At 71.1% G+C, this 21,211-nt stretch carries 25 protein-coding genes and 2 pseudogenes; 12 read left to right on the forward strand and 15 right to left on the reverse strand.

The annotated features are described in order from the left end of the window. Positions 1-14 precede the first annotated feature (14 nt). Both GA0070624_RS21660 and GA0070624_RS21665 read right to left on the reverse strand, forming a co-directional pair. Complete coding sequence (locus GA0070624_RS21660) at positions 15-587, reverse strand: bleomycin resistance protein (protein ID WP_091343892.1); 573 nt, start codon at positions 585-587, stop codon at positions 15-17. Between the two features lie 26 nt (positions 588-613). Continuing rightward, a complete protein-coding gene (locus tag GA0070624_RS21665; RefSeq protein WP_091343893.1) occupies positions 614-1,003 on the reverse strand; it encodes a heavy metal-responsive transcriptional regulator in 390 nt (129 codons plus the stop codon). Positions 1,004-1,120: 117 nt separating this feature from the next. On the opposite strand from GA0070624_RS21665, the pseudogene GA0070624_RS35935 reads away from it, so the two are divergent. Then, positions 1,121-1,249: pseudogene (locus GA0070624_RS35935) on the forward strand (glyoxalase/bleomycin resistance/dioxygenase family protein); the annotation flags it as partial. Between the two features lie 54 nt (positions 1,250-1,303). On the opposite strand, the gene GA0070624_RS21675 reads toward GA0070624_RS35935, so the two are convergent. From GA0070624_RS21675 to GA0070624_RS21715, 9 genes are all read right to left on the reverse strand, one after another. After that, positions 1,304-2,701: an FAD-dependent oxidoreductase gene (locus GA0070624_RS21675; protein WP_091343895.1), complete on the reverse strand. Its 1,398-nt coding sequence runs from the start codon at positions 2,699-2,701 to the stop codon at positions 1,304-1,306. A gap of 172 nt (positions 2,702-2,873) precedes the next feature. Then, a complete protein-coding gene (gene trxB / locus GA0070624_RS21680; RefSeq protein WP_091343896.1) occupies positions 2,874-3,806 on the reverse strand; it encodes a thioredoxin-disulfide reductase in 933 nt (310 codons plus the stop codon). A gap of 68 nt (positions 3,807-3,874) precedes the next feature. Beyond that, a complete protein-coding gene (locus tag GA0070624_RS21685; protein WP_091343898.1) occupies positions 3,875-4,282 on the reverse strand; it encodes an arsenate reductase ArsC in 408 nt (135 codons plus the stop codon). Next, positions 4,279-4,431: a hypothetical protein gene (locus tag GA0070624_RS21690; protein WP_176731812.1), complete on the reverse strand. Its 153-nt coding sequence runs from the start codon at positions 4,429-4,431 to the stop codon at positions 4,279-4,281. The genes GA0070624_RS21685 and GA0070624_RS21690 overlap by 4 nt, the downstream gene beginning before the upstream one ends. A gap of 32 nt (positions 4,432-4,463) precedes the next feature. After that, positions 4,464-5,210, reverse strand: a complete 747-nt coding sequence (locus GA0070624_RS21695) for an aquaporin (RefSeq protein ID WP_091343901.1) — start codon at positions 5,208-5,210, stop codon at positions 4,464-4,466. 52 nt (positions 5,211-5,262) lie between these two features. Next, a complete protein-coding gene (locus tag GA0070624_RS35940; RefSeq protein ID WP_091343903.1) occupies positions 5,263-5,922 on the reverse strand; it encodes an arsenate reductase ArsC in 660 nt (219 codons plus the stop codon). Further along, positions 5,919-6,605, reverse strand: coding sequence for an arsenate reductase/protein-tyrosine-phosphatase family protein (locus tag GA0070624_RS21705; RefSeq protein WP_091343905.1), 687 nt, complete (start codon positions 6,603-6,605; stop codon positions 5,919-5,921). Before GA0070624_RS21705 ends, GA0070624_RS35940 begins: the two co-directional genes overlap by 4 nt. Positions 6,606-6,703: 98 nt before the next feature. After that, a complete protein-coding gene (locus tag GA0070624_RS21710) occupies positions 6,704-7,378 on the reverse strand; it encodes a permease prefix domain 1-containing protein (protein WP_091343907.1) in 675 nt (224 codons plus the stop codon). Then, entirely contained in the window at positions 7,360-7,698 is a 339-nt protein-coding gene (locus tag GA0070624_RS21715; RefSeq protein WP_091349244.1) for a PadR family transcriptional regulator, read from the reverse strand. The genes GA0070624_RS21710 and GA0070624_RS21715 overlap by 19 nt, the downstream gene beginning before the upstream one ends. Positions 7,699-7,791: 93 nt before the next feature. Here GA0070624_RS21715 and GA0070624_RS21720 point away from each other — a divergent pair, with 93 nt between their 5' ends. Continuing rightward, positions 7,792-10,026, forward strand: coding sequence for a PEP/pyruvate-binding domain-containing protein (locus GA0070624_RS21720; RefSeq protein ID WP_091343909.1), 2,235 nt, complete (start codon positions 7,792-7,794; stop codon positions 10,024-10,026). Between the two features lie 95 nt (positions 10,027-10,121). Here GA0070624_RS21720 and GA0070624_RS21725 read toward each other — a convergent pair whose 3' ends face one another. After that, on the reverse strand, positions 10,122-10,472 hold the full coding sequence (locus GA0070624_RS21725; RefSeq protein WP_091349248.1) for an ArsR/SmtB family transcription factor: 351 nt from the start codon (positions 10,470-10,472) through the stop codon (positions 10,122-10,124). A 62-nt stretch (positions 10,473-10,534) separates the two neighbouring features. Here GA0070624_RS21725 and GA0070624_RS21730 point away from each other — a divergent pair, with 62 nt between their 5' ends. After that, positions 10,535-11,653, forward strand: a complete 1,119-nt coding sequence (locus GA0070624_RS21730) for a flavin-containing monooxygenase (RefSeq protein WP_091343912.1) — start codon at positions 10,535-10,537, stop codon at positions 11,651-11,653. A 47-nt stretch (positions 11,654-11,700) separates the two neighbouring features. Here GA0070624_RS21730 and GA0070624_RS21735 read toward each other — a convergent pair whose 3' ends face one another. Further along, positions 11,701-12,084 (reverse strand): ArsR/SmtB family transcription factor, encoded by a 384-nt coding sequence (locus tag GA0070624_RS21735; RefSeq protein WP_091343914.1) that lies wholly within the window; start codon positions 12,082-12,084, stop codon positions 11,701-11,703. An 86-nt stretch (positions 12,085-12,170) separates the two neighbouring features. On the opposite strand from GA0070624_RS21735, the gene GA0070624_RS34915 reads away from it, so the two are divergent. From GA0070624_RS34915 to GA0070624_RS21760, 6 genes are all read left to right on the forward strand, one after another. Further along, positions 12,171-12,320 (forward strand): hypothetical protein, encoded by a 150-nt coding sequence (locus GA0070624_RS34915; protein ID WP_157551546.1) that lies wholly within the window; start codon positions 12,171-12,173, stop codon positions 12,318-12,320. Positions 12,321-12,334: 14 nt separating this feature from the next. Next, entirely contained in the window at positions 12,335-12,583 is a 249-nt protein-coding gene (locus GA0070624_RS21740; protein WP_091343916.1) for a hypothetical protein, read from the forward strand. Then, positions 12,580-13,824, forward strand: a complete 1,245-nt coding sequence (locus GA0070624_RS21745; RefSeq protein ID WP_176731813.1) for a M28 family metallopeptidase — start codon at positions 12,580-12,582, stop codon at positions 13,822-13,824. Before GA0070624_RS21740 ends, GA0070624_RS21745 begins: the two co-directional genes overlap by 4 nt. A gap of 8 nt (positions 13,825-13,832) precedes the next feature. Beyond that, the gene (locus tag GA0070624_RS21750; protein ID WP_091343918.1) at positions 13,833-14,162 is read left to right on the forward strand and encodes an ArsR/SmtB family transcription factor; all 330 of its coding nucleotides are present in this window, start codon (positions 13,833-13,835) and stop codon (positions 14,160-14,162) included. Further along, positions 14,162-14,656 (forward strand): GNAT family N-acetyltransferase, encoded by a 495-nt coding sequence (locus GA0070624_RS21755; RefSeq protein ID WP_091343921.1) that lies wholly within the window; start codon positions 14,162-14,164, stop codon positions 14,654-14,656. The genes GA0070624_RS21750 and GA0070624_RS21755 overlap by 1 nt, the downstream gene beginning before the upstream one ends. A gap of 76 nt (positions 14,657-14,732) precedes the next feature. Next, positions 14,733-16,148: an FAD-dependent oxidoreductase gene (locus GA0070624_RS21760; protein WP_091343924.1), complete on the forward strand. Its 1,416-nt coding sequence runs from the start codon at positions 14,733-14,735 to the stop codon at positions 16,146-16,148. A 15-nt stretch (positions 16,149-16,163) separates the two neighbouring features. Here GA0070624_RS21760 and GA0070624_RS36935 read toward each other — a convergent pair. Next, positions 16,164-16,730, reverse strand: a pseudogene (locus GA0070624_RS36935) (DUF6218 family protein); the annotation flags it as partial. A 357-nt stretch (positions 16,731-17,087) separates the two neighbouring features. On the opposite strand from GA0070624_RS36935, the gene GA0070624_RS21765 reads away from it, so the two are divergent. Together GA0070624_RS21765 and GA0070624_RS21770 are read left to right on the forward strand one after the other, a co-directional pair. Further along, a complete protein-coding gene (locus GA0070624_RS21765; RefSeq protein ID WP_141715123.1) occupies positions 17,088-17,660 on the forward strand; it encodes a hypothetical protein in 573 nt (190 codons plus the stop codon). A 210-nt stretch (positions 17,661-17,870) separates the two neighbouring features. Next, the gene (locus GA0070624_RS21770) at positions 17,871-18,614 is read left to right on the forward strand and encodes a GNAT family N-acetyltransferase (protein WP_141715124.1); all 744 of its coding nucleotides are present in this window, start codon (positions 17,871-17,873) and stop codon (positions 18,612-18,614) included. 742 nt (positions 18,615-19,356) lie between these two features. On the opposite strand, the gene GA0070624_RS34920 is transcribed toward GA0070624_RS21770, so the two are convergent. Next, a complete protein-coding gene (locus tag GA0070624_RS34920) occupies positions 19,357-19,740 on the reverse strand; it encodes an MmpS family transport accessory protein (protein WP_176731814.1) in 384 nt (127 codons plus the stop codon). Between the two features lie 386 nt (positions 19,741-20,126). Here GA0070624_RS34920 and GA0070624_RS21780 point away from each other — a divergent pair, with 386 nt between their 5' ends. Continuing rightward, positions 20,127-21,134 (forward strand): tyrosine-type recombinase/integrase, encoded by a 1,008-nt coding sequence (locus GA0070624_RS21780; RefSeq protein WP_091343934.1) that lies wholly within the window; start codon positions 20,127-20,129, stop codon positions 21,132-21,134. The last annotated feature ends 77 nt before the right edge of the window (positions 21,135-21,211 follow it).

The raw sequence follows: 21,211 nt of genomic DNA on the forward strand, positions 1-21,211 counted from the left end.
ACTGTCGCCCGCCCTCAGCGGGCAGGGCTGCCGAACCGGACCCGGTTGCCGTCGGGGTCGGTCAGGACGAACTCGCGCAGCCCGTAGTCCTGGTCGGCAATCGGGCCTACCCCTGCGGTGGCGTGGTGGCGCAGCTGCTTCCACAGCTTTAGCGCGTCTGTGACGTGGATGAAGCACTGGCCGGGTGCCGGATCGGTCGGTTCAAGGGAGAAGTGCAGTTCCACGTCGTTGTTGTGCATCAGCAGGTAGCCCTGGTGGCGGCCCGTTTCGGTGAACCCGGCCGCGACGTAGAACGCCGCGGTGCGGTCCAGGTCGGTGCTGGGCAGGATCGGGATGGCGGCCCGCGGCCCAGCGCCGGTGCTGCTACCGGCGAGCCTCCGCACCAGTGTCCCCAGCGGAGTGAACCGCAGCTGGCGTAGCGCCGCCGCCGGGCCGGCGCGGCGGGCGGCCCAGATCGCACAGCCGACGCAGATGAACACCCCCGGGGTGTTGCCCAGCTCGACGACCTCGCTCTTGGGAAGTTGGCGGCCGCAGCAGCCGCAGTGTTCGTGGTCGGATTCTCGGACGGTTTCGGCGGCGGCGGTCATGGCGAGCCCCTTCGGCAGCGTGTGGGTTACAGGTAGCGGCAGACCTGCTCGGGGTGGCAGCTGCCGGGGTCGGGAGTGCTGGCCGCGGCGTGCAGCTCTGCGACGGTGTCCCGCAGCGCGCGTAGGTCGGCGATCTGGGCGTCGAGGTCGCGTAGGCGGGCAGCGAGCAGGTCCTCGACGTGCTGGCAGGGCGCCTGGCCGCGGTCGCGGACGGCGAGGACGTCGCGGATCTGGGCCAGGGTCAGCCCGGCGGCACGGCCGCGGCGGATGAAGTCCAGCCGCGCGATCGCCTCCTCGGTGTATTCCCGGTACCCAGTAGCGGTGCGCCCTGCAGGGCGCAGCAGGCCGCTGTCCTCGTAGAAGCGCAGCGTCTTGGTGGTGGTGCCGGTCGCCGCGGCCAGTTCCCCAATTCGCAAATCCGATCGCCTCCGGTCGTCGGGCCTTGACCTTCCCCTGCACTGGAAGGTCCAGTCTGGCTCAGGCACCATCTCGACGGCCACCGGCGGTCGGTGGTCCAACGTCCGGTGCGCGGACTGCGCGGCCCCGGCAACGAGCCTTGGGAGGTCTACACCGCCAAGGCCGACTCCGGGCAGCTCGAGAAGGCTTCCGAGAGCGCCTGCTGCACTCCGGCTGGCGCGAAGGAACCCGTCACCAGCGGCGCCGGGTCAAAGCTGCCGTTGACCGTTGCGGTTGCGGATACGTGGGCTGCCATTTGGTTAGGGGAGGTCGGCGGCGTGGGCGCTGACCCAGAGCTGCGCGGCCATCTGCACGGCGTCCCAGGGGCTGCCCAGCGGCGGGGTGTAGGACAGGTCGAGGTCAGTGAGGGCGTCGACAGTCATGCGGTGGTGCAGGGCGCCGGCGTAGATGTCCACGCGGGTGGCGACCGCGGTGTCGCGGTGGCCGATGAGCTGGGCGCCGAGCAGCCGTCCGGTGCGCTGGTCGCCGGTGATCGCGATCGTGATCGGTTTGGCGCCTGGGTAGTAGGCCTTGTGGTCGTCGACGCGGGCCACGTGCGTGGCGGGGTCGAGTCCGTGCTCGCGGGCGTCGGCGTCGCGCAGGCCGGTGCGGGCGGCTACGAGGTCGAAGACCTTGACCGCCTGGGTGCCCAGCGAGCCGGCGAACTGCCGGTCGCCTCCGGCGGCGTTTTCTCCCGCCACGCGGCCCTGTTTGTGCGAGGTGCTGCCGAGTGGCAGGTAGGTGTTGGTGTCCAGGAGCCGGTGGTAGGTGTGCACGCAGTCTCCGGCGGCGTAGACGTGCGGCACGCCGGTGCGCATCCGCCGGTCCACTGCAATCGCCCCGCGCACTCCCAGCCGGACGCCGGCGGTCTGCGCGAGCGCGGTGTCGGGCCGGACTCCGACGACGACGAGTACCAGGTCTGTGACCTGGCTGAAGCTGCCTTTGTCGCCGGCCCGGTCGGTGCGGTGGCCGGTCACCTTCAGCCGGCCGCCTTCGCGTGTCACTCCGGTGACGGTGGTGTCGGTTAGTACGCGCACGCCTTGGCGTGTCAGCTCGTCGGCGACCAGCGTCGCGAGCTGCGGGTCGACGGTGCCCAGTACCTGCGGGATCTGCTCGACCATGGTGACCTGCAGGCCTCGGGCGTGCAGGGCTTCGGCCATCTCCAGCCCGATGTAGCCGGCTCCCACGATCAGCGCGGACTCCGGTTCCTGCTGCAGCGTCTCCGCAAGGGAGAGGGTGTCGTTCATGGTGTGCAGCAGATGTACCCCGTCCGCGGGCCCCAGCTCGTGCAGGCCGGCGATCGGCGGGCGGACCGGGACTGCGCCGGTTCCGATGACCAGTCGGTCGTAGTGCAGGTTCTCCTCACGCCCGTCCGGTCCGCTCACCGCGACCGTGCGGGAGGTGGGATCGATGTGCCGGGCGCGGGTGTCCAAGAGCAGCCGCAACCCGGCGCGTTCGAGGTCGTCGCGTGTGCGGTGGGCCAGATCCCGCCAGTCCGGCACGTCGCCCGAAATGTGGTACGGGATGCCGCAGATCGAGTAGTTGGGGAAGGCATCAGCGGCGACCACGGTGGTCTCCACGGACGGGTCGACCTGCCGGGCGCGCAGGCCGGCGCTGATGCCGGCGTCGCTGCCACCGATGATCAAAATGTGGGCCATGATGCTTCTTCCAGCAGCGCCCGTCTAGCCGGGACGTCTTCACAGCGTATGGGGCCGCACCATCGACGTGCAGCCCGAGAGCCAGCCAGCGGGTCGGGTGGACCGCTCCTTGGCGCCCCGGGCTGACCGCGTCGGTCCTGCCGGCCCTCAGACCGGCAGGACCGACGGAGATTCAGGAGTTGACGGCGAGGTACCGCTCGGCGTCGAGGGCGGCGGCGCAGCCGGTGCCGGCGGCGGTGATGGCTTGTCGGTAGGTGTGGTCGACGAGGTCTCCGGCGGCGAAGACGCCGGGGATGTTGGTGCGAGTGCTGGGGGACTGCACGAGGACGTATCCATCGTCGTCGAGGTCGATCTGGCCGCGGAATAGTTCGCTGCGGGGGTCGTGGCCGATGGCGACGAAAACGCCGGTGACGTCGAGGACGTTGGTCTCGCCGGTGTGGACGTTGCGCAGGCGGGCTCCGGCGACCGCCCCGTCGTTGCCGATGATCTCGTCGACGACGCTGTTCCAGACGACGCGGATCTTGTGGTTGGTGAGGGCGCGGTCAGCCATGATGCGGCTGGCGCGGAAGGTGTCGCGGCGGTGCACGATGGTGACGCTGCGGGCGAAGCGGGTGAGGAAGGTGGCTTCTTCCATGGCGGAGTCGCCGCCGCCGACGACGGCGATGTCCTGGTTGCGGAAGAAGAATCCGTCGCAGGTGGCGCAGGAGGAGACGCCGTGGCCGAGGAGTTCCTGTTCGCCGGGGACGCCGAGGGGCCGCCAGGCGGACCCGGTGGCGAGGATGATCGCTTGGGCCTGGTAGGCCTGCTCGCCCACGTACACGGTCTTCAGGCCGGGGCCGGTGAGGTCGACGCGGGTGACGTCGTCGGTGATGAACTGGGCGCCGAAGCGGTCGGCCTGCTTGCGGAGATTATCCATCAGCTCCGGGCCGGTGATGCCGTCGGCGAAGCCGGGAAAGTTCTCCACCTCAGTCGTGGTCATCAGCGCGCCGCCGGACTGGCTGCCCTCGATGAGCAGCGGCGCGAGGTTGGCGCGGGCGGCGTAGAGGGCGGCGGTGTATCCGGCGGGTCCGGAGCCGATGATGATCAGGCGGTGCGGGTCGGGCACGAGGGCTCCTCGCTCGGTCCGCCCGCCACCCGGTCTGGGGGCGGCGGGCGTGGGGGGTGGACGGTGCGTCAGTCGGCGGGGGTGAGCTCGGCGAGGAGGTTCTCCACCCGGCTGCGGATCTCGTCACGGATTCGACGGACCGTGTCCAGGCCCTGGCCGGCCGGGTCGTCGAGTTTCCAGTCCTCGTACCGCTTGCCGGGGAAGACCGGGCAGACGTCGCCGCAGCCCATCGTGATGAGCACGTCCGAGGCTTCGGCGGTGGCGTAGTCGAGGATCTTCGGCTTGTTGGCGGTGATGTCGATGCCGACCTCGCGCATGGCCTCAACGGCCATGGGGTTGATCTGCTCGGCGGGCTCGGAGCCGGCGGAGCGGACCTCGACGGCGTCGCCGCCGAGGTGGCGCAGCCAGCCGGCGGCCATCTGGGAACGGCCGGCGTTGTGCACGCAGACGAACAGGACGCTGGGCTTGGACATCAGATGCCTTCCTTGGAGTACAGCTCGTAGGGCCGGTTCATGTGCGCCTCGGCGCGGGGTGCCGGCAGGGACCGGTCGGGGTCGCTGTTGCGGTCGAGCAGCCGGTATCGGCCGGCGGGACGCGGCTGGTTGAGCAGGCGGCGGTAACGCATCTCTGCCTCACCATGCTCCGGCTCGCAGTTGGTCATGGGCGCTGGTCCAGTGCCGGGTCGCGTTCCTCCGCAGGGACGACGACCTGGTCGGCGGCCTGCCCGGCGTCGGGGTAGAGCGCGGCGAGCAGGCCGACGCCGACCGCCAGCCCGACCAGTTGGGCGACGACGAACCCTGGGACGGAGGCGGGTGCGATGCCGGCGAAGGTGTCGGTGAATGCCCGACCGATGGTCACCGCGGGGTTGGCGAACGAGGTCGACGAGGTGAACCAGTACGCGGCCCCGATGTAGGCGCCGACGGCGGCGGGGGCGACCAGGGCGCGGCCGGAGCGGGCGAGGGCGAAGATCAGCAGGATCAGGCCGGTGGTGGCGACGACCTCACCGAGCCAGAGGTGCCCGGCGGCCCGGTCCTTGCTGGACCAGGCCACGGCGGACAGGTCGAACATCAGGTTCGCCAGGATCGACCCACCGATCGCCCCGAGGACCTGGGCGACGGCATACCCGCCGAGTTCGCGCAGGGTCAGTCCGGTTCCGACACGGCGACCGAGGAACCAGTCGGCTGCGGACACCACGGGGTTGAAGTGGGCGCCGGAGACCGGACCGAAGATCAGGATCAGCGCGCCGAGGGCGAGAGCGGTGGCGACCGAGTTCTCCAGCAACTGGAGCCCGACGTCGCCGGGAGAGAGCGTGGCGGCCATGATGCCGGAGCCCACGACGGCGGTGACGAGCAGGGCAGTGCCGATGAACTCGGCCAGCAGACGCCGCCGGAGTGCGATGGTCATCAGTGTTTTCTCTCCCATGATCTGATTGCCCCGACCATCGGGGCGCAGCGGGTTATCGGGTGGCGGGAACGTGCAGGTCGTCGAGGAGCCGGCGGATCCGGCGCTCGATCTCGTCTCGGATTGGCCGCACATCGGCGACGTTGAGGCCTGCGGGGTCGTCGATGTCCCAGTTCTCGTAACGGGTACCGGGGAAGACTGGGCAGGCGTCGCCGCACCCCATCGTGACGACCACGTCGGCGGCGCGGACCACCTCGTCGGTCCACGGCTTGGGGAACTCCTCGGAGATGTCGATGCCGCGTTCGGCCATCGCCGCGATGGCGGAGGGGTTGATCTCGATGCCGGGTTCGCTGCCACCCGACCAGGCGATGGCGTGGTCGCCGGCGAGGTGGGTGAAGAAGCCCAGGGCCATCTGGGAGCGGCCGGCGTTGTGGGTGCACAGGAACAGGACGACGGGACGGCCGTCGCGGTGGTGTCCCTCGACCCGGGCGAGGGCCCGCAACCGCTGGCGGGCGAAGCGCTCGGCGAGCAGCGGAAGGTAGTTCGGGATGCTGGCGGCGGTGGCGAACTGGTCGTAGCTGGTGTGCAGGAACCGCTCGATGGTCTCGGTGCTGTAGATGTCGTCGAACTCGTCGGCCAGCCGGGTCGCGGCGGTGTGCAGGGCGAGCTGCTGGTCGAGGGTGATCTCCTGGTAGTGGGCGCTGATGTCGGTCATCGGGTGCCTCTCAACGTGGTGGTGGGGGCGAGGCGGTCGACGCGGTCGGCGAGGTCGGCGTAGGCCGTCTCGAACGCTTCGTCGGTGTCGATGCGGACTGGGTCCGGCACGGACCAGTGCAGGCGGGGGCGGACCGGCCCGGTGAGCTCTTCGTGGGCGTTGTCGCAGACGGCGATGACCAGGTCGTCGGCGCGGACGACGTCGTTGACGTGCGCGGTGGCGGTCGCGTCGAGGTCGAGGGAGTGGCGGTGGGCCACGGCGAGTGCGCGGGGATGCACTCGGGCCGCAGGCTTGGTGCCGGCCGAGGCGGCGTCCCCGTGGGTGCGTCGCTTCCACAGGGCGGCGGCCAGTTGGGAGCGGGCGGAGTTGTGGGTACACACGAAAACCACCCGTCCCACATCGGCCAGCGGGGGAGGGGTGAGGGCGGCCAGGGCTGCCGGCTGGAGTCGGAGATAGGTGCGCCGCCGGTCGCCCTCCGACCGGGTCCGCACGACGAGGCCGGCCTCGGTGAGCACCTTGACGTGGTGGGCGACGAGATTGGTCGGCATGTCGAGGGTGTGGGCGATCTCCCCGGGCGAGGCGTCGCCCAGGCTGAGCGCGTCCACGATCGCCAGGCGCGCCGGGTCGCCGAGTGCGGCGTGGATCCGTGCGCGCCTGGCCAGGGAAGCAAGCTCAGCGTTCATTGAGTCAACTATCGCTGAGTGATCTGTCGTTCGTCAACTGAAGTGCGAGATCAACCCACGGGTGCTTGGTGCGGCTCAGCCAGCGGGTGGTCCGATGATCAGGAGGGCTGTGAGGTGCTCATCGCGGTGGCGTGGCGCATCGTGACCAGGCTGCAGGCGATCCGAGTGAGGCTGGCGGCGACGGCGAACGTGGCCAGTGAGTGGGCCGGGATGTCTGACCGGAGGTAGCTGGCGAGCACCGTGAGATCCCCGGCGAGCGCAAGGGCGGCAATGGTGGTGGTCGCGGCGAGTGCGTGATGTGGGGTTGCTTCGGGTAGCCAGCGCATGAGGCGACCGGTGGTGGCGAAGGCTCCGGCTGCGGTGGCGATCGCGATGATGATCAGTGGGATGACGGGGATCGCGGCCAATAGGGCGACCAGGCCGGTGCGCCAGGGGTGGGGCTGCAGGAGCAGGAGCCACCAGATGCCCACGAGAGGTCCGGTGGCGATGTACCACGCGATGGTGCGCCGGGCGTAGGCGGTGGCTAGTTCCCCGGCGAAGGCCTCGGCGACCGCTTGCGGGGTGCCGAACTGGGCGATCGCGGCGGCGACCGCCTCACCGTGGGGCAGGCCGGCGGCGGTGCGGTCGGTGACGGCGTGGTGGAGTCCGTCGCGTAGTTCGGCGAGGATCTGCTCCCGGCGCCGGCGTGGTCCGCGCAGTCGTGCGGCGAGGTCGCCCAGGTAGGCGTCGAGACGCGCTTCGCCGGCTTGGGTGGTCAGGCGGTCGTTGGCCATGCCCGCCTGCCCAGAACTGTGGTGACGGCGGTGGAGAAGTGGTCCCAGACTGCCCGCTGCTCACTGAGCGCGGCCTGTCCGGCTGGGGTGAGGTGGTAGGCACGGCGGCGGCGGCCGCCGACGGTATGCCAGTCGCTGGCGATCAGGCCTGCGCGTTCGAGGCGGTGCAGCGCCGGGTAGACGGTGCCGGTCGGCAGGTCCAGTGCCCCGTCGCTGCTGGCTCGCAGGGCTTCGATGACGGCGTAGCCGTGCTGTGGCCCGGGTTCCAGGACCGCGAGCAGCAACGCGTCGAGATGGCCCTTGAGTAGTTCCGGTCGCATCGGCAACACCTGTGGCTCCTTCTTGCCGGTTGTGTCCCAGCGCATCTACTGTAGCGTCACAATACTTTGCAATGCTACATATGGTGGTGGGTGATGGACTCCAACCTGACGGTCGTGGACCTGGCGCAGGCGAGCCCGGTCGACCGGGCGGTCATCGGTGGGAAGGCGGCCGTGCTGGCGGACCTGACCGCGGCCGGGTTCCCGGTGCCGCCCGGCATCGTGGTCACCGCCGCAGCCCTCGACGACCCGCAGTTGGATGGACGGCTTGCGGCCGGCGTCGAGGGCCTGGGCGGGAACCGGTTCGCGGTGCGTTCGTCGGGAGCGGCCGAGGATCTACCGGATGCCTCGTACGCCGGCCTGTACGAGACGTACCTGAACGTGCCGGCCGACGGGCTGGGTGAGGCGGTGCGGCGATGCTTCGCCGCGGCCGGCAGCGAGCGGGTCACCGCCTACCACCAGCGCCACGGCGGGGCGACGGCGGCGATGGCGGTGCTAGTGCAGGTGATGGTGGACCCAGTTGCGGCCGGGGTGGCCTTCACCGCGCATCCGGTCACCGGCGACCGCGATCAGACGATAGTGGCCGCCGTCGCGGGGTTGGGGGATCCGCTGGTGTCGGGTGAGACGACCGGCGAAGAGTGGACGGTCACCGCGAGCCGCACCGCGATGACCCGGTCCGGCCCCGGCGGTGGACGGGTCCTCGCCGACGGCCAGGCCGACGCGGTCGCGGAGCTGTCGTGCCGGATCGCCGACCGGTACGACGGCCGCCCGCAGGACGTGGAGTGGGCCATCGACCGGGCGGGCCAGCTGTGGCTGCTGCAGGCCCGGCCGATGACCGCGGTGCCGGAGCCGGTGTCGTGGACGGCGCCGGGGCCGGGGTTGTGGATGCGCAACTTCCGGCTCGGGGAATGGCTCCCCGAGGCGGTCACTCCGCTGTTTGCCAGCTGGCTGCTGCCGGTGCTCGAGGACGGGTATCTCGATGGGATGTACGGCAGCGTCGGGGTGCGAGTGCCGTTCCGGTACGCGCTGGTCAACGGCTGGTACTACAACGCCACGCCGATCCCGTCATCGAAACTGTTGGCCGGCGTGCTGTGGCAGGGCCGCACTCGGGCGGTCAAGATCCTGCTCAACGCGTTGATCCGGGTCAGCTATGACCCGGATGCCGCCGACCGCGTCGTGCTGTCCGAACTGGAGCGGACCTGGCGTGAACAACAACTGCCCGGCTATCGACGCGTTGTGGCCACCGCAGAGGCGCAGGTCGACACGGCATCACCGCGGCGACTGGCCGAGCTCGTCGACGCACTCGGGCAAGAAGCCGGGATCTACCTCTGGTATCTGGCGATCGTCGGCGGGTCGGCGTGGAAGATGGAAGCCTGCCTGACTCGCTTCGTCCGCCGGCATCTCATCGACGTGCTACCCGACGATGAGGGCGGCGCGCAGGTGCTGCTGCGCGGACTCCCCGGCGCCCAGCCGGTGCCCGGCGCGCACGCCGTACAGAGCATCGATTGGTATCACCCGGTCGCCGGAGAACTAGCCACCGGCCAACCACCCCGAGCCGGCGACCGCTACCGCTCACTAGCCGAACAGCGCGTGGTTGCCGAACAACGCTGCCGAGCGGCGCTGGCCGACCGCCCGCGGCTGCTGGCTGACTTCGACCGGCTGCTAAAGGTCAACCAGCGCTACGCCGTCATCCGCGAGGAGCAGGCGCGCGAGTTCACCCTCGCCTGGCCCGTCCTGCGGGCCTGCACCGCCCGCCTCGGGCGGCACCTGGCCGACCTGGGGGCGATCGAGCAGCCCGACGACATCCACTTCTGCAACCGCGACGAAATGACCACGGCGATCGCCGGCGACCCCGGACAGCTCAGCGCCAAGGCCGCAGAGCGGCGCGCGCTCTGGCAGCGCCAACGCCGCCTGACCGCGCCGTTGACCCTCGGCCGTCCCGCGCGACTGATCGGCGACGTCATCGAACGCGCGGTGCAACAGGCCCGTGGCACCACGGAGACCGCCGAGGGCGCCATCGTCGGGCATCCCGCCTCGGCCGGCCGAGCCACCGGCGAAGTCGCCATCGTGCACGGACCGGAGGACTTCGACGGCTTCGCCGATGGTCAAGTGCTCGTCGCGAAGGCCACCGCCCCGGCATGGACGCCGTTGTTCTCGCGCGCCGCCGCAGTGGTCACCGACGGCGGCACCCTAGCCGCACACGCCTCCCTGGTGGCCCGTGAGTACGGCATCCCCGCCGTCGTCGGCACCGGCGACGCCACCCAACGACTGCGCCCCGGGCAGCTCGTAACCGTCGACGGAACAGCCGGCACCATCACACTCCACACCTAACCTGTCATGCCTGCAGGTTCGTTATGCGGGTCGGGGGACTGCGCAGCTTCCGGGTGGACGGCGCTAAAACGCCGGGTCGCCGGTGGGCGAGCTGGTCAGCAGCAGGTCGCCAGGTAAGACTGCAGCTCGGCGAGGGCGGCGAGCGCACCGCCCCGATCGGCCCGGTAGTACACGGTCTTCCCGTCGCGACGGGAGGTGACCACCCGCCCGCGTCGCAGCAGCGTCAACTGCTGCGACGCCGTGGCCTGGCTGATGCCCGTCCGCTCGGCCACCTCGCCCACCGACAGCTCAGCGCCCTGCGCGAACAGCATCATGATCCGCTGCCTGGTGGGGCTGCCCAGGGCCTTGAGGAACTCCTGCGTCTGCGGCGCCAGGCCCACCGGGACTCCGCCCGCGCGCGCGGGCGGGGATGCCCCTATGGGCTGTCCGGCTGTGGCGTCGCTCATGGCCCTACCTTCCCCCACCATCATCATATTGTCATTCAACAAAACGACGATATGATCGTCCCATGACATCCGAGCCAGTGATCATCATCGGCGGTGGCCAGTCAGGCCTCGCCGCCGCCCGAGCCGCCCTGACCGCGGGCCTGCGGCCCGTCGTCCTGGAGGCGGGCAGCGAGCCCGTCGGCTCCTGGCCCGACTACTACGACAGCCTCACCCTCTTCTCGCCTGCGCGTTACAGCGCCCTGCCCGGCATGCCCTTCGACGGCGACCCGGACCGCTACCCCCGCCGCGACGAGGTCACGGCGTACCTGCGCCGGTACGCGCAGACCGTGGACGTCGACATCCGCACCCGCAGCCGCGTCACCGCCGTGCGCCCTCGCCGCGACGGGGGATACCTCGTCCACACCGACGCCGGCGACGAGCTGGGCGCGGTCGGCGTCGTCGCCGCCAGCGGATCCTTCGGCAACCCGTACCTGCCGACACTCCCCGGCCAGGACGACTATGCCGGGGATCTCCGGCACGTCGCCCACTACCGCCAGCCGGAGGCGTACGCGGGCAAGCGAGTGGTCGTCGTTGGCGCCGGCAACTCCGCCGTCCAGGTCGCCTACGAGATCGCGGCCCACGCACGGGTCACGCTCGCCACCCGGGAACCCGTGCGCTTCCTGCCCCAACGCCTCGGCGGGCGGGACCTCCACCACTGGCTGCGGGTCACCGGCGCGGACCGCCTGCCACGCCGGGTCCTTACCCGTCTTGTCCGACACGCCACCGTGCTCGACACCGGCGTCTACCGCGACGCCCTCGCCTCCGGGCTGCTCTCCCGGCGGGACATGTTCACCGCCTTCACCCCTGACGGCGTCAGCTGGGCCGACGGCACGCCCGAGCCGGTCGACGCGGTCATCTTCGCCACCGGCTACCGCCCGGACGTTGCCTACCTCAAGCCCCTCGGCGCCCTCGACCATGGCGCGCCCCGGCAGGTGGGCGGGATCTCCACCACCCACCCGGGGCTGGTCTATCTCGGGTTGGAGTTCCAGCGATCCTTCGCTTCGAACACCCTGCGCGGCGTCGGTCGCGACGCCGCGCACGTCATGACTGCCCTCGCCGCTCATGTGTCCAGACGGCCTCGCCAGCGCCGGCAGCGGAAGGCGGACGTCGCCTCGCACTTGGGATCCGGCGCTCAACGCTGATCGCGTTTCGCGATCGGCGCTGGTAGGCACGGGGTTTGCCCGGCGGCTTACGCCTGCGACGAGGGGGCGGGCTCGACCGACAGCAGGGCGGCGAGCTGGCGCAGGATTCCCGGGCGGGCGCGGTAGTAGACCCACGTGCCCCGCCGTTCGGCATCCACCAGGCCCGCTTCGCGCAGCGTCTTGAGGTGGTGCGAGATCGTCGGCCCGGTCAGGTCGAACGCCGGCGTCAGGTCGCACACGCACGCCTCCCCGCCCTCGGCGGAGGCGATCATCGACATCAACTGCAGCCGCACCGGGTCTCCAAGGGCCTTGAACGCGGGAGCGAGCACCGCGGCCGTCTCGGCCGGAACCCGGCGCTGCGCCAGCGGGGGGCAGCACGGCGCGTCGGCGTTGAGGTCGACGAGGGCAAGTGGCGCCTGTTGCTTTGACATGCCTCTAGGTTGACATCTCTCTAATCAACGTGCAACCGTCTGCTTAGACGGACGTCAAGACAGGCGTCTGGAGGAAGGGGACCACCATGTTCGGCTCCACCCGCCGCTCATCCGCTCTTCGCGCTGGAGTCCGGTTCTGCGACTCCTGCGCCCAGGTTTCCACCGCCGACCAGCGTGCGCAGCGCCGCTACGACCGCGCCCGCACCACCGTCTACACGCTGATCAGCCCCCGCTGACGAGAGGACCTGTGATGAGCGAGAACACCCAGACCACCGGCGGTTTCGCGGGCGACCCGGCCGCCGCCCTACGGGTCACCGGCTCCGGCGCCTGCTGCGGCAGCCCCGCCCAGGCCGTGGGCTCGATCCTGCCGCCGGCCGGCGAGGCCGCGAGCGCCGGCCCGTGCTGCGGCACCCAGGAAGCCGCGGAAGCCGCCGGCTCGTGCTGCGGCACGCAGGCCAAGGCCGACGCGGTGGCCGCCGGACAGGGGTGCTGCGGATGACCACCCCAGACGATCTCGCGGTCCTGCTCCGGGAAGTCAGCGCCGACCGGATGTCCGCGACCGTCGCCACCCTCGCCTCCGACCGCATGGCAGGACGGCGAGTTGGATCAGCCGGCGGCGCGGCAGCCCGGGCGTGGCTCGTCGACCAGCTCGCCGCCCTCGGTGCCGCGGTCGGGACTGAGGAGTTCCCGGTCCGGGCGGTGCCGCAGGTGTACGAGGCGCCAGCCGTCATCTGGGGCGACGGGAACAGCTCCGCGCCGCTGGTCTTCGGTCGGCAGGTCGCGATCCATTCCGCCTCCGCCGACGCCGCCGACACCCGCCGCGGCCCGCTCGGCGTCGCCGGTGCCGACGACCCGGCCGGGCGGTGGCTCGTGGTGCCGGCGGAGATGAGCCTGTTCGACGCATACCGGGACACCCGCGGCGCGGCCGGGCTGCTCGTCCGCCGAGCCGTCGACGCCGACGGGTGGCAGTTCACCACCCTCGCCGGACCGGACCCGGGACCGCTGCCCGTCCTGACCCTCGACCCGGACACCCACCGCGGCGTTCTCGCCGCCGCAACCGACAGCGCCAGCTGGTTCGCCGGCGCCACGCCGGTTCGCCGCGACGACGTCACCGGCACCAACATCCACGCCCGGCTCCGGCAGGCCGTCCCCGGCGGGGCGGAGCTGCTCCTGACCGCCCACTACGACGGCGTCGGCGACCACCCGGGGCTGCGCCAGCCCGGAGCGTCGGACAACGCCAGCGGCGTCGCGGTGGTCCTCGAAGCCGCCCGCATCCTCGGCCGCGGACTTCCCGACGAGGTCGGGCTCTGCGTCGCCCTGCTCGACGGCGAGGAGGTGGGCGCGCTCGGCTCGGCTCACCACGCCGCGCAGCTGCGCGACCAGGGCGGCGCACCCCTGGTGGTCAACGTCGACGGAGCAGGCCGCCTGGATGGGCCGGCGGCGGTCGAGGCCGGCGGCCCCGCCCACCGCCTCCTGGCGCTGCTGGACCAGGCCGGCCGGCACACCGGCGTCCCACTCGCTGCGGGGCCGATGGCCTCGGACAACCGCCGCTACGGTGCAGCAGGTCTCGCCGCGGTCGGCATCGGCGCCGGGATGGGCGGCTACCACAGCCCTGCCGACACCCCCGACCGCGTCGACCGCGCCACCTTGACCGCGATCGCCCGCCTCGTCGTCGCAACCGCCCACCTCACCGGGACGGCACCTGCTAGGCTTTCATCGCCAATCGGCGATAAGCGATAGAAGGAGTGATGGTGGACGACCTGCTCGACCGGGCGACCGCGCGGACCTACGCCTCGTGGTTCCGGGCCCTGGCGGACCCGACCCGGGTGCAGATCGTCGAATACCTCGCCCGGCACGCCCGGCCGATGAGCGTGGGGGAGATCGTCGCCGCCGTCGGGCTCGCCCAGTCCACCGTCTCCCAACACCTGAAGATCCTCACCGAGGTGCGGTTCGTGCTCGTCGAGCCGGTCGGCACCGCCCGCCACTACCGCATCAACGACGCCTGCGTCGGCTGCTTCCCCTCCGCCGCCGACGTCGTCATGGGCCGCCCCGCGCCCAACCCGATCGGAGCCTGCTGATGGCCGACATCACCGTCCGCCCGATGACCTCGGACGACGCCGATCGTGTCCTCGCCATCTACCAGGCCGGCCTCGACGGCGGCAACGCCAGCTTCGAGACCACCGCACCGACCTGGACGACATTCGACGAGGGAAAGCTGCCTGACCACCGCCTCGTGGCCGTCGACGCGGACGACACCGTGGTCGGATGGGTGGCGGTGTCTCCGACGTCGAGCCGTGCGGTCTACGCCGGGGTGGTCGAGCACTCCGTCTACGTCGACCCGGCCGCCCGAGGGCGTGGCGTGGCCCGGCTGCTGCTGGACGCGCTGATCGCCTCGACCGAGGCCGCCGGCATCTGGACCATCCAGTCCGGCGTCTTTTCGGAGAACACCGCCAGTCTCACCCTGCACCAGCGGGCCGGCTTCCGCGTCATCGGCATCCGCGAGCGGGTCGGCCGGCACCACGGGCGGTGGCGCGACGTCGTTCTCCTCGAGCGACGCAGCCCCGTCATCTGAACCCGTTGCGCTCCGCCTGCCCCAGCACAACTGCACCTTCTTGATTCGACAGTTCTCAACACAGAGGAGTTTTCCGATGAGTGTCCTGAACGAGCTGCCCGTCGTGGTAATCGGCGCGGGCCCGGTGGGTCTGGCCGCCGCCGCCCACCTGCACGAGCGCGGCCTGCCCTTCCTCGTTCTGGAGGCCGGCGACACCGCCGGCGCGGCGGTGCGGCAGTGGGGGCACGTGCGGGTGTTCTCCCCGTGGCGCTACAACGTCGACCCGGCCGCGCGCCGTCTGCTCGACGACGCTGGCTGGGTCGCCCCGGCCGAGGACGCGCTGCCCACCGGCGCGGAGCTGGTCGCCGACTACCTCCAGCCCCTCGCAGAGCTGCCGCAGCTCAAGCCCCACCTGCGCTACGGCGCGCGCGTCGAGGCCATCAGCCGCCTCGGCCTGGACCGGCTGCGCACCGCCGGACGCGACCAGACGCCGTTCCTGATCCGCCTCGCCGACGGTGACGAGCTACTGGCCCGCGCGGTCATCGACGCATCCGGCACCTGGGGCACCCCCAACGTCCTCGGCGCCTCCGGCCTGCCCGCCCGGGGCGAGACGGACGTGGCGGCGTTCCTCGAGCACGCCCTGCCCGACGTGCTCGGCGCGGACCGCGACCGCTTCGCCGGCCGGCACACCCTCGTCGTCGGCGCCGGCCACTCCGCTGCCAACACGCTGCTCTCCCTGGCCGAACTGGCCGCCGGCGAGCCGGGCACGGAGGTGACCTGGGCGATCCGCTCGGCCAGCCCGGCCCGCACCTACGGCGGCGGAGACGCCGACGCGCTGCCCGCCCGTGGCGCGCTCGGCTCCCGGCTGCGCGAGCACGTGGACGCCGGCCGGATCCGGCTGCTCACCGGCTTCTCCGTCCACGCCCTCACCCCGACCGACGGCCGGGTCGCCGTGGTCGTCCGGCACGCCGACGGCGGTGAGGAGTCGGTCGTGGTGGACCGGATCGTCGCCGCCACCGGCTTCCGCCCCGACCACTCGATCGCGGCCGAGCTGCGCCTGGACCTCGACCCGGTCATGGGCGCCACCCGGGCTCTCGCCCCGCTGATCGACCCGAACGAGCACTCCTGCGGCACCGTCCCACCGCACGGCGCCGACGAACTCGCCCATCCCGAGGCCGGCTACTACGCCGTCGGCATGAAGTGCTACGGCCGCGCCCCCACCTTCCTCATGGCCACCGGCTACGAGCAGGTCCGCTCCGTCGTCGCCGCCCTCGCCGGCGACTGGGACGCCGCCCGCGACGTCCAGCTCGACCTGCCCGAAACCGGCGTCTGCACCAGCAACCCCGCCGACTCCACCGGCACCGACAGCTGCTGCGGCCCCGCCCCTGCAGCCCAGCGGGCCGGACACGGGCTCGCCACCGGAATCCCCGGCGGCCTGCTCTCCGCACCGCTGAGCCTCATCAGCCTCGACACCCCGACCAGCGGCCAGACCGGCGGCTGCTGCGCCAGCTGATGACCACCACCACGACGGCGCCCTGGCGACGACCGCGGTCAACGCCAGGGCGCTCGCTGCCACCGGTGACGCCGAGGCCGACGGCGTCCGGACCGCCCACTCGACGAGGCCCTGCTGGTCGGGGATCGGAGTGGGCCACGCGAGCGGAGCAATCTTTGACTTCGTCGCCGCACGATGCCGCTCTACCGCTGCGGCGTAGATGGACCGCTGCTCGCTGATCTCGGTCACGAGCTCGGGAACGGTGAGGATGTTGCGCTGCAGCGCGGTGAGCAGCTCGGCCGGCAACACGTCGGCGATCCTGGCCAGGATGCGCGCCGGCGCCTCCCTGTCCCAGTCGACCAGGCACCTGTCCTGAAGCATCCACATGATCCGGCGCAACTGGTCGGGGTCCCGTTCGATCTCGTCGAAACGCACAACCCAGGCCCCACCCGCACGGCCGGTCGGGCTGAGCCGCCACAAGGCAAGGGCCTCTCCGCCGGTGCTATCGGGGCCGACGGCAAGGACCGCGTGGCCACGCGCTCCCGGCACGTAGTCCACTGGTACGGACAGTTCGCCTTCGGATGCCTCGGCTTCGGACGCCATACCAGATCCTCAAGTGTTGAGAGCGGGAGCATCACTGTAGTCATCCCCGCCGATACTCCGGTTCAGCTAGAAGGGCAGGCCTCGGCTCGTCCGAGGAGGCGATGAGTGCCTGGATGGGATGCCACCCGTCACCCCTGGCCGACTGCTCCATGGAGTCTCGTGGCCCGGGCACAGAGTTCGCCAATTTGGCTTGCCCACACAGGTGACGTCGCTGCCATAAGCGACGGTTCCGTCGGATTTTCGCTCCCTTTTGATCATCCGTACGGTCGCTAGTTCGTTGCTCCAGCGTCGATCTAGATTGCTGTCCTCATGCCTGCCTCAAAGGTGAGAAAGGCATCGACATCCAGAGGAATCGAAATGGTGCAGCGTTCCAACCCGCCGGTACCGCCGCCGCCCAACGAGCCGCCGTCCGGTGACCAACCCGTCGAGGCCGCTGCTGCGCCCGCGCCTGCCCCCGAACGTCCAATCCACGAGTGGACCGTGTTGGGGGCCGGCATCGCCGCCGTGATCGGCTCGTTCCTGCCCTGGGCCAAAATCAGCGCACCGATTGTGGGCACGATCAGCATGTCCGGGGTCGACGGGTCGGACGGATGGATCACCGCAGGTCTCGGCCTGATTCTGGTCCTGTACGCCGGCATGAGCCTGCGCGGCCAGCGCATGCCCGTCGTCGTGCCCATCCTCGCCGTCCTCGCTGCCCTCGGACTGTTTGGCGTAGGCGCATGGAAGATCGCTGACCTGCAGGCGGCTGAGACGGCTATGCGAGCAGAAATGTCCGGGAAGGACGATGTCCTTGGCATCGGAAAGGCGATGAGCGCAGCCACACAGATGAGCGTCGGTTCCGGTCTCTGGTTGCTCACGTTCGCTGGATTGGTGGGCACCGTCACCATGGTTCTCATCATGATCAGCCGTTACCGCGGCACCAGCAAATGATGTGGTTGTGGTGCCGAGTACCAGCTCGACAGCGGAGCCTCGCGCGCTCGCCTGCCACAGCAGAGGCCAGGGCCGCCGCATTGGCGCCCGCCTGGCCTCTGCTGTGGCAGTTGTCGTGACTGGTCAGGGCGCACCTGCTGCCAGGGTCCTCTGGACTCCCTCGACCTGGTCGTGACTCTTTCTGTCGCACCCAACGCGTACGGTCCCCACATGGCGAAGCCACGGTCGGCCAGTCAAGCGACGAAGAAGCCCGGACGCATGCCGCCTATCACGGCCGACCGGCTGCTCCGGGGCTGGCCCGGGCCGGCGGGAACTTGCATCCGGCTCGCCGCCCCAGGCGACGCGGCCGAAGTGCGGGATCTCCTGGCCCTTGCCGAACTCAGCCTCGACCAGGAGCTGGAAAAGACCATCGAAGCCGGCACTGTCGCCACCACCATCCTGACAGGGCTGCGGGCGGGCACGTCGCAGATGCTGCGCCCGCTAGCCGAGGCCGCCGCCGTCGGTCGGCCGCAGGACGCGATGATCGGACTGGTCACCGTGCTGGTCGCCGAGAGCCCGAGTGGGCAACTGCACGGTGCCCTGCAGGCGGTGCCGCCCGGCAACGTGCTGTCGGAAGCCGCAGCCGCCGGCGTGCCGCTCCCGCTCGCGCTGGTTGCCTCGACGAAGGTCGCCAAAATACGAGGCCTGGCCGTCGCTCCGACCGCCAGGGGGCTCGGGATCGGCGACGTATTGCTGCGTCGTGCGGTGCGCCTCTACCACCAGTTGGATTGGCTGCTGCTGTACGGGCAGTTCCCGGCCGAGTCCGGGCTGGATAGCTACTACGGTCGCCGGGGATTCACCGTGCTGCCGCCGGGCACCGGCATCGACCTGGCCCCGCTGAACCTGCCGGTCGACATCCACCACGAGCCCGGCGAGCAACTGTTCGTCCGTTGGCGATCGACGGCCATCCGCTAGCCACCGGAGCGCAGCTGGGCCGGAAGCCGTGGTGCGGGAACTGAATCGGCCGCCAGATGCACGAAGGGCCCGCGTGAGCGGGCCCCAAGGCGGGCGCGGGAACCCCTTGGGGCCTCCTGCGGCTTTGAGGCTAGCAGCAGTTTGTTCGTCGCGTGAGCACTTCAGGCTCGCTCGACCACGTCCGCCGGACCCCACCATCCTGCATCGTCTGCGTGTCCGCAGCCTGGGCGCGGCCGGTGCACGGCAGCCCGGAGGGCGACGGTCAGCTTCCGGTTCGCCAGTGCGCTGGCCGGTTCGCGGCGAAGCTGAAACGCCGGGAGGGCCGGGGGCGGATCCACGCCGCCGCGCTTGGCCTCAGGGAGAGCATCACGCCTCGAGGGGAGGGGACACGTCGGTTATGGCCAGCGCCGGCAGTTGAGCGGTGGGCAGCACGCCGGCGACCACGAGCCCGTACTCCGACATCTTTGGCCTTGCCCGCGTCGGCGTCCGGCGCAGCGATGGCGGTTACCGAACGTAGTAGGGGACCAAGATCGCGAGCGACACCTGTGGCAACGATGGCTCAACTTAGCGAGAAGGGTCAGGCGATGGCTCAACTTACTGAGAATGGCTCAGGATGAATGAGAAACAACAACAAACGCGGTGGTTCAAGTTAGTGAGACAACTCGTCCTTCTTGAGGTTCGATAATATACATTATGTCAAGCTGAAGGTTCTCGCACCTTCCCCCGCGCAGGGGGTCGCCTCTCAGGCCGGCGAAAGCTGACAGGTGACCGCATCGGACTCGTCCGGCGTGCTGTCGACGACCGTCACGCCGTCAATCACCAGTCGGCATCCGAAGCCCTCGGGCGGGGTTTGTGGCGTCAACGCCCGCAGGGTCACCTCGCCGGCGTCCAGCGTCAGCGTGGCCCGCCACGGCAGGGTCACCGACACGATCCCGGTGACCGATGCGCTTTTCGTGTACAGCACCGAGGCGCGCCCCGTGCCGGTTACCTCGTAGCTGACCGCATGCGGGCCTGGGGGCTCGTCCGGTGCGCTGATGCTCGGCGGTACGGCAGGTTGCCCTGCCGGTCGGTCCGTGACGTGCCGGTAGGGATCGGCGGGGCCGGTCGCCGCCCGCCGGAGCAGCATCAGTCCGCCTCCGGCGCAGGCCAGGAGCAGGAGCACGAGCCCGATCACCACCGTGCGGGTGGTCGGTGCGGGTACCGGCGTCGGCTCGGTCGGCGGGTGTGGACTGGCGCCTGCCGTCGGGTCGGGTGGTGTGGGTGCCATCCATGGCGGTTCCCACTGGTCGGGAGCAACCCACGGCGCCGGTGTCGGGTCGTCCCCGGGTCGCCCACCCGCACCGTCCGGCTGCGTCATCCGGCCTCCCCCTTCGTCGAGCCCCCGGGCTGCGACCGCCATCGTGGCACAACGCTCCACACCCGAGCGGACCTCCCTCGGACGGCCAGGAGAAGCAGGTCGTCTCCCCTGTTCCACTATGGTCCGGAACGCGAGAATCGTGCATAATATACCTTATGCATGACAAACAGGACGAATCGGTTGCAAGCCTGATCGAGGAGTTCCTGACCGCCCGGGCCACCCGCAAGCCCTCCCCGCACACCCTGGCCGCCTACCGGCGCGACCTGCTCACCGTCGCCGGCCAGGTCGGCGAGGCCCCTCCCCTCCCCCTCGACGAGCTGTCGATCACGGCCCTCTCCCCCCGGGTCATGCGTCAGGCGTTCGCCCGGTTCGCCGCACCACGCGCCGCCGCCTCGGTGCATCGGGCCTGGTCGACCTGGAACAGCTTCTTCACGTTCCTGGTCGCGGAGGGGGTCGTGCCGGGGAATCCGATGCCGGCGGTGGGGCGGCCCCGCGCCCCGCTCCCCCAGCCCAAGCCGCTGCGCGGCGAGGACACCCCGGAGGAGTTGCTCGCCGCGGTGGCCCGGGATGACGGTCGGCAGCGCGATCCGTGGCCCGAGCGGGACCTGGCGGTGCTGGCCCTGGCGCTCTGCGCCGGGCTGCGCCTGTCCGAGCTGCTGGCGTTGCGGGTGGCGTCGCTGGCCGGCCGCCCCGGTGAGCGGCGGGTGGAGGTGGCCGGCAAGGGCGGGCGTCCGCGGGTGGTGCCGATCGAGGACGATCTGGACCGGCTGCTGGCGGCCTACCTGGACAGTCGCGCGCGCCGGTTCGGCGCCCGCAGCGTACGCCCGAACTCGCCGCTGCTGGTGGACCGGCGGGGTGAGCCGCTGCGCCGCGGCGGACTGCAGTATCTGGTGGACTCCTGCTATCGGCGCGCCGGCATCGTCGACCGGGTGCCGCGGGGCGCGCGGCTGCACGCGTTGCGGCACACCTTCGCGACCCGGTTGGCCGAGGACGGGGCGAGCGCGGCGGAGATCATGCGGCTGCTGGGGCACGCGTCGTTGGCGTCGTCGCAGACGTACATCGAGGTGACGGCGGGTCAGCAGCGGGCGGCGGTGCGGTCGAACCGCACGAACCGGTCCCTGGCCGGACTGGTCCGGGAGGCTGCGGGCGGGCCGGGCGTCTGAGCCGGGTGGCGAACGGGCTGGTGGGGCCGGGGCCGCAGCCGTCCGTGTCCGGCGGCGGCCCCGGCTGGGTTATCGGT

The organism is Micromonospora rhizosphaerae (assembly GCF_900091465.1).
Taxonomy (GTDB): domain Bacteria; phylum Actinomycetota; class Actinomycetes; order Mycobacteriales; family Micromonosporaceae; genus Micromonospora; species Micromonospora rhizosphaerae.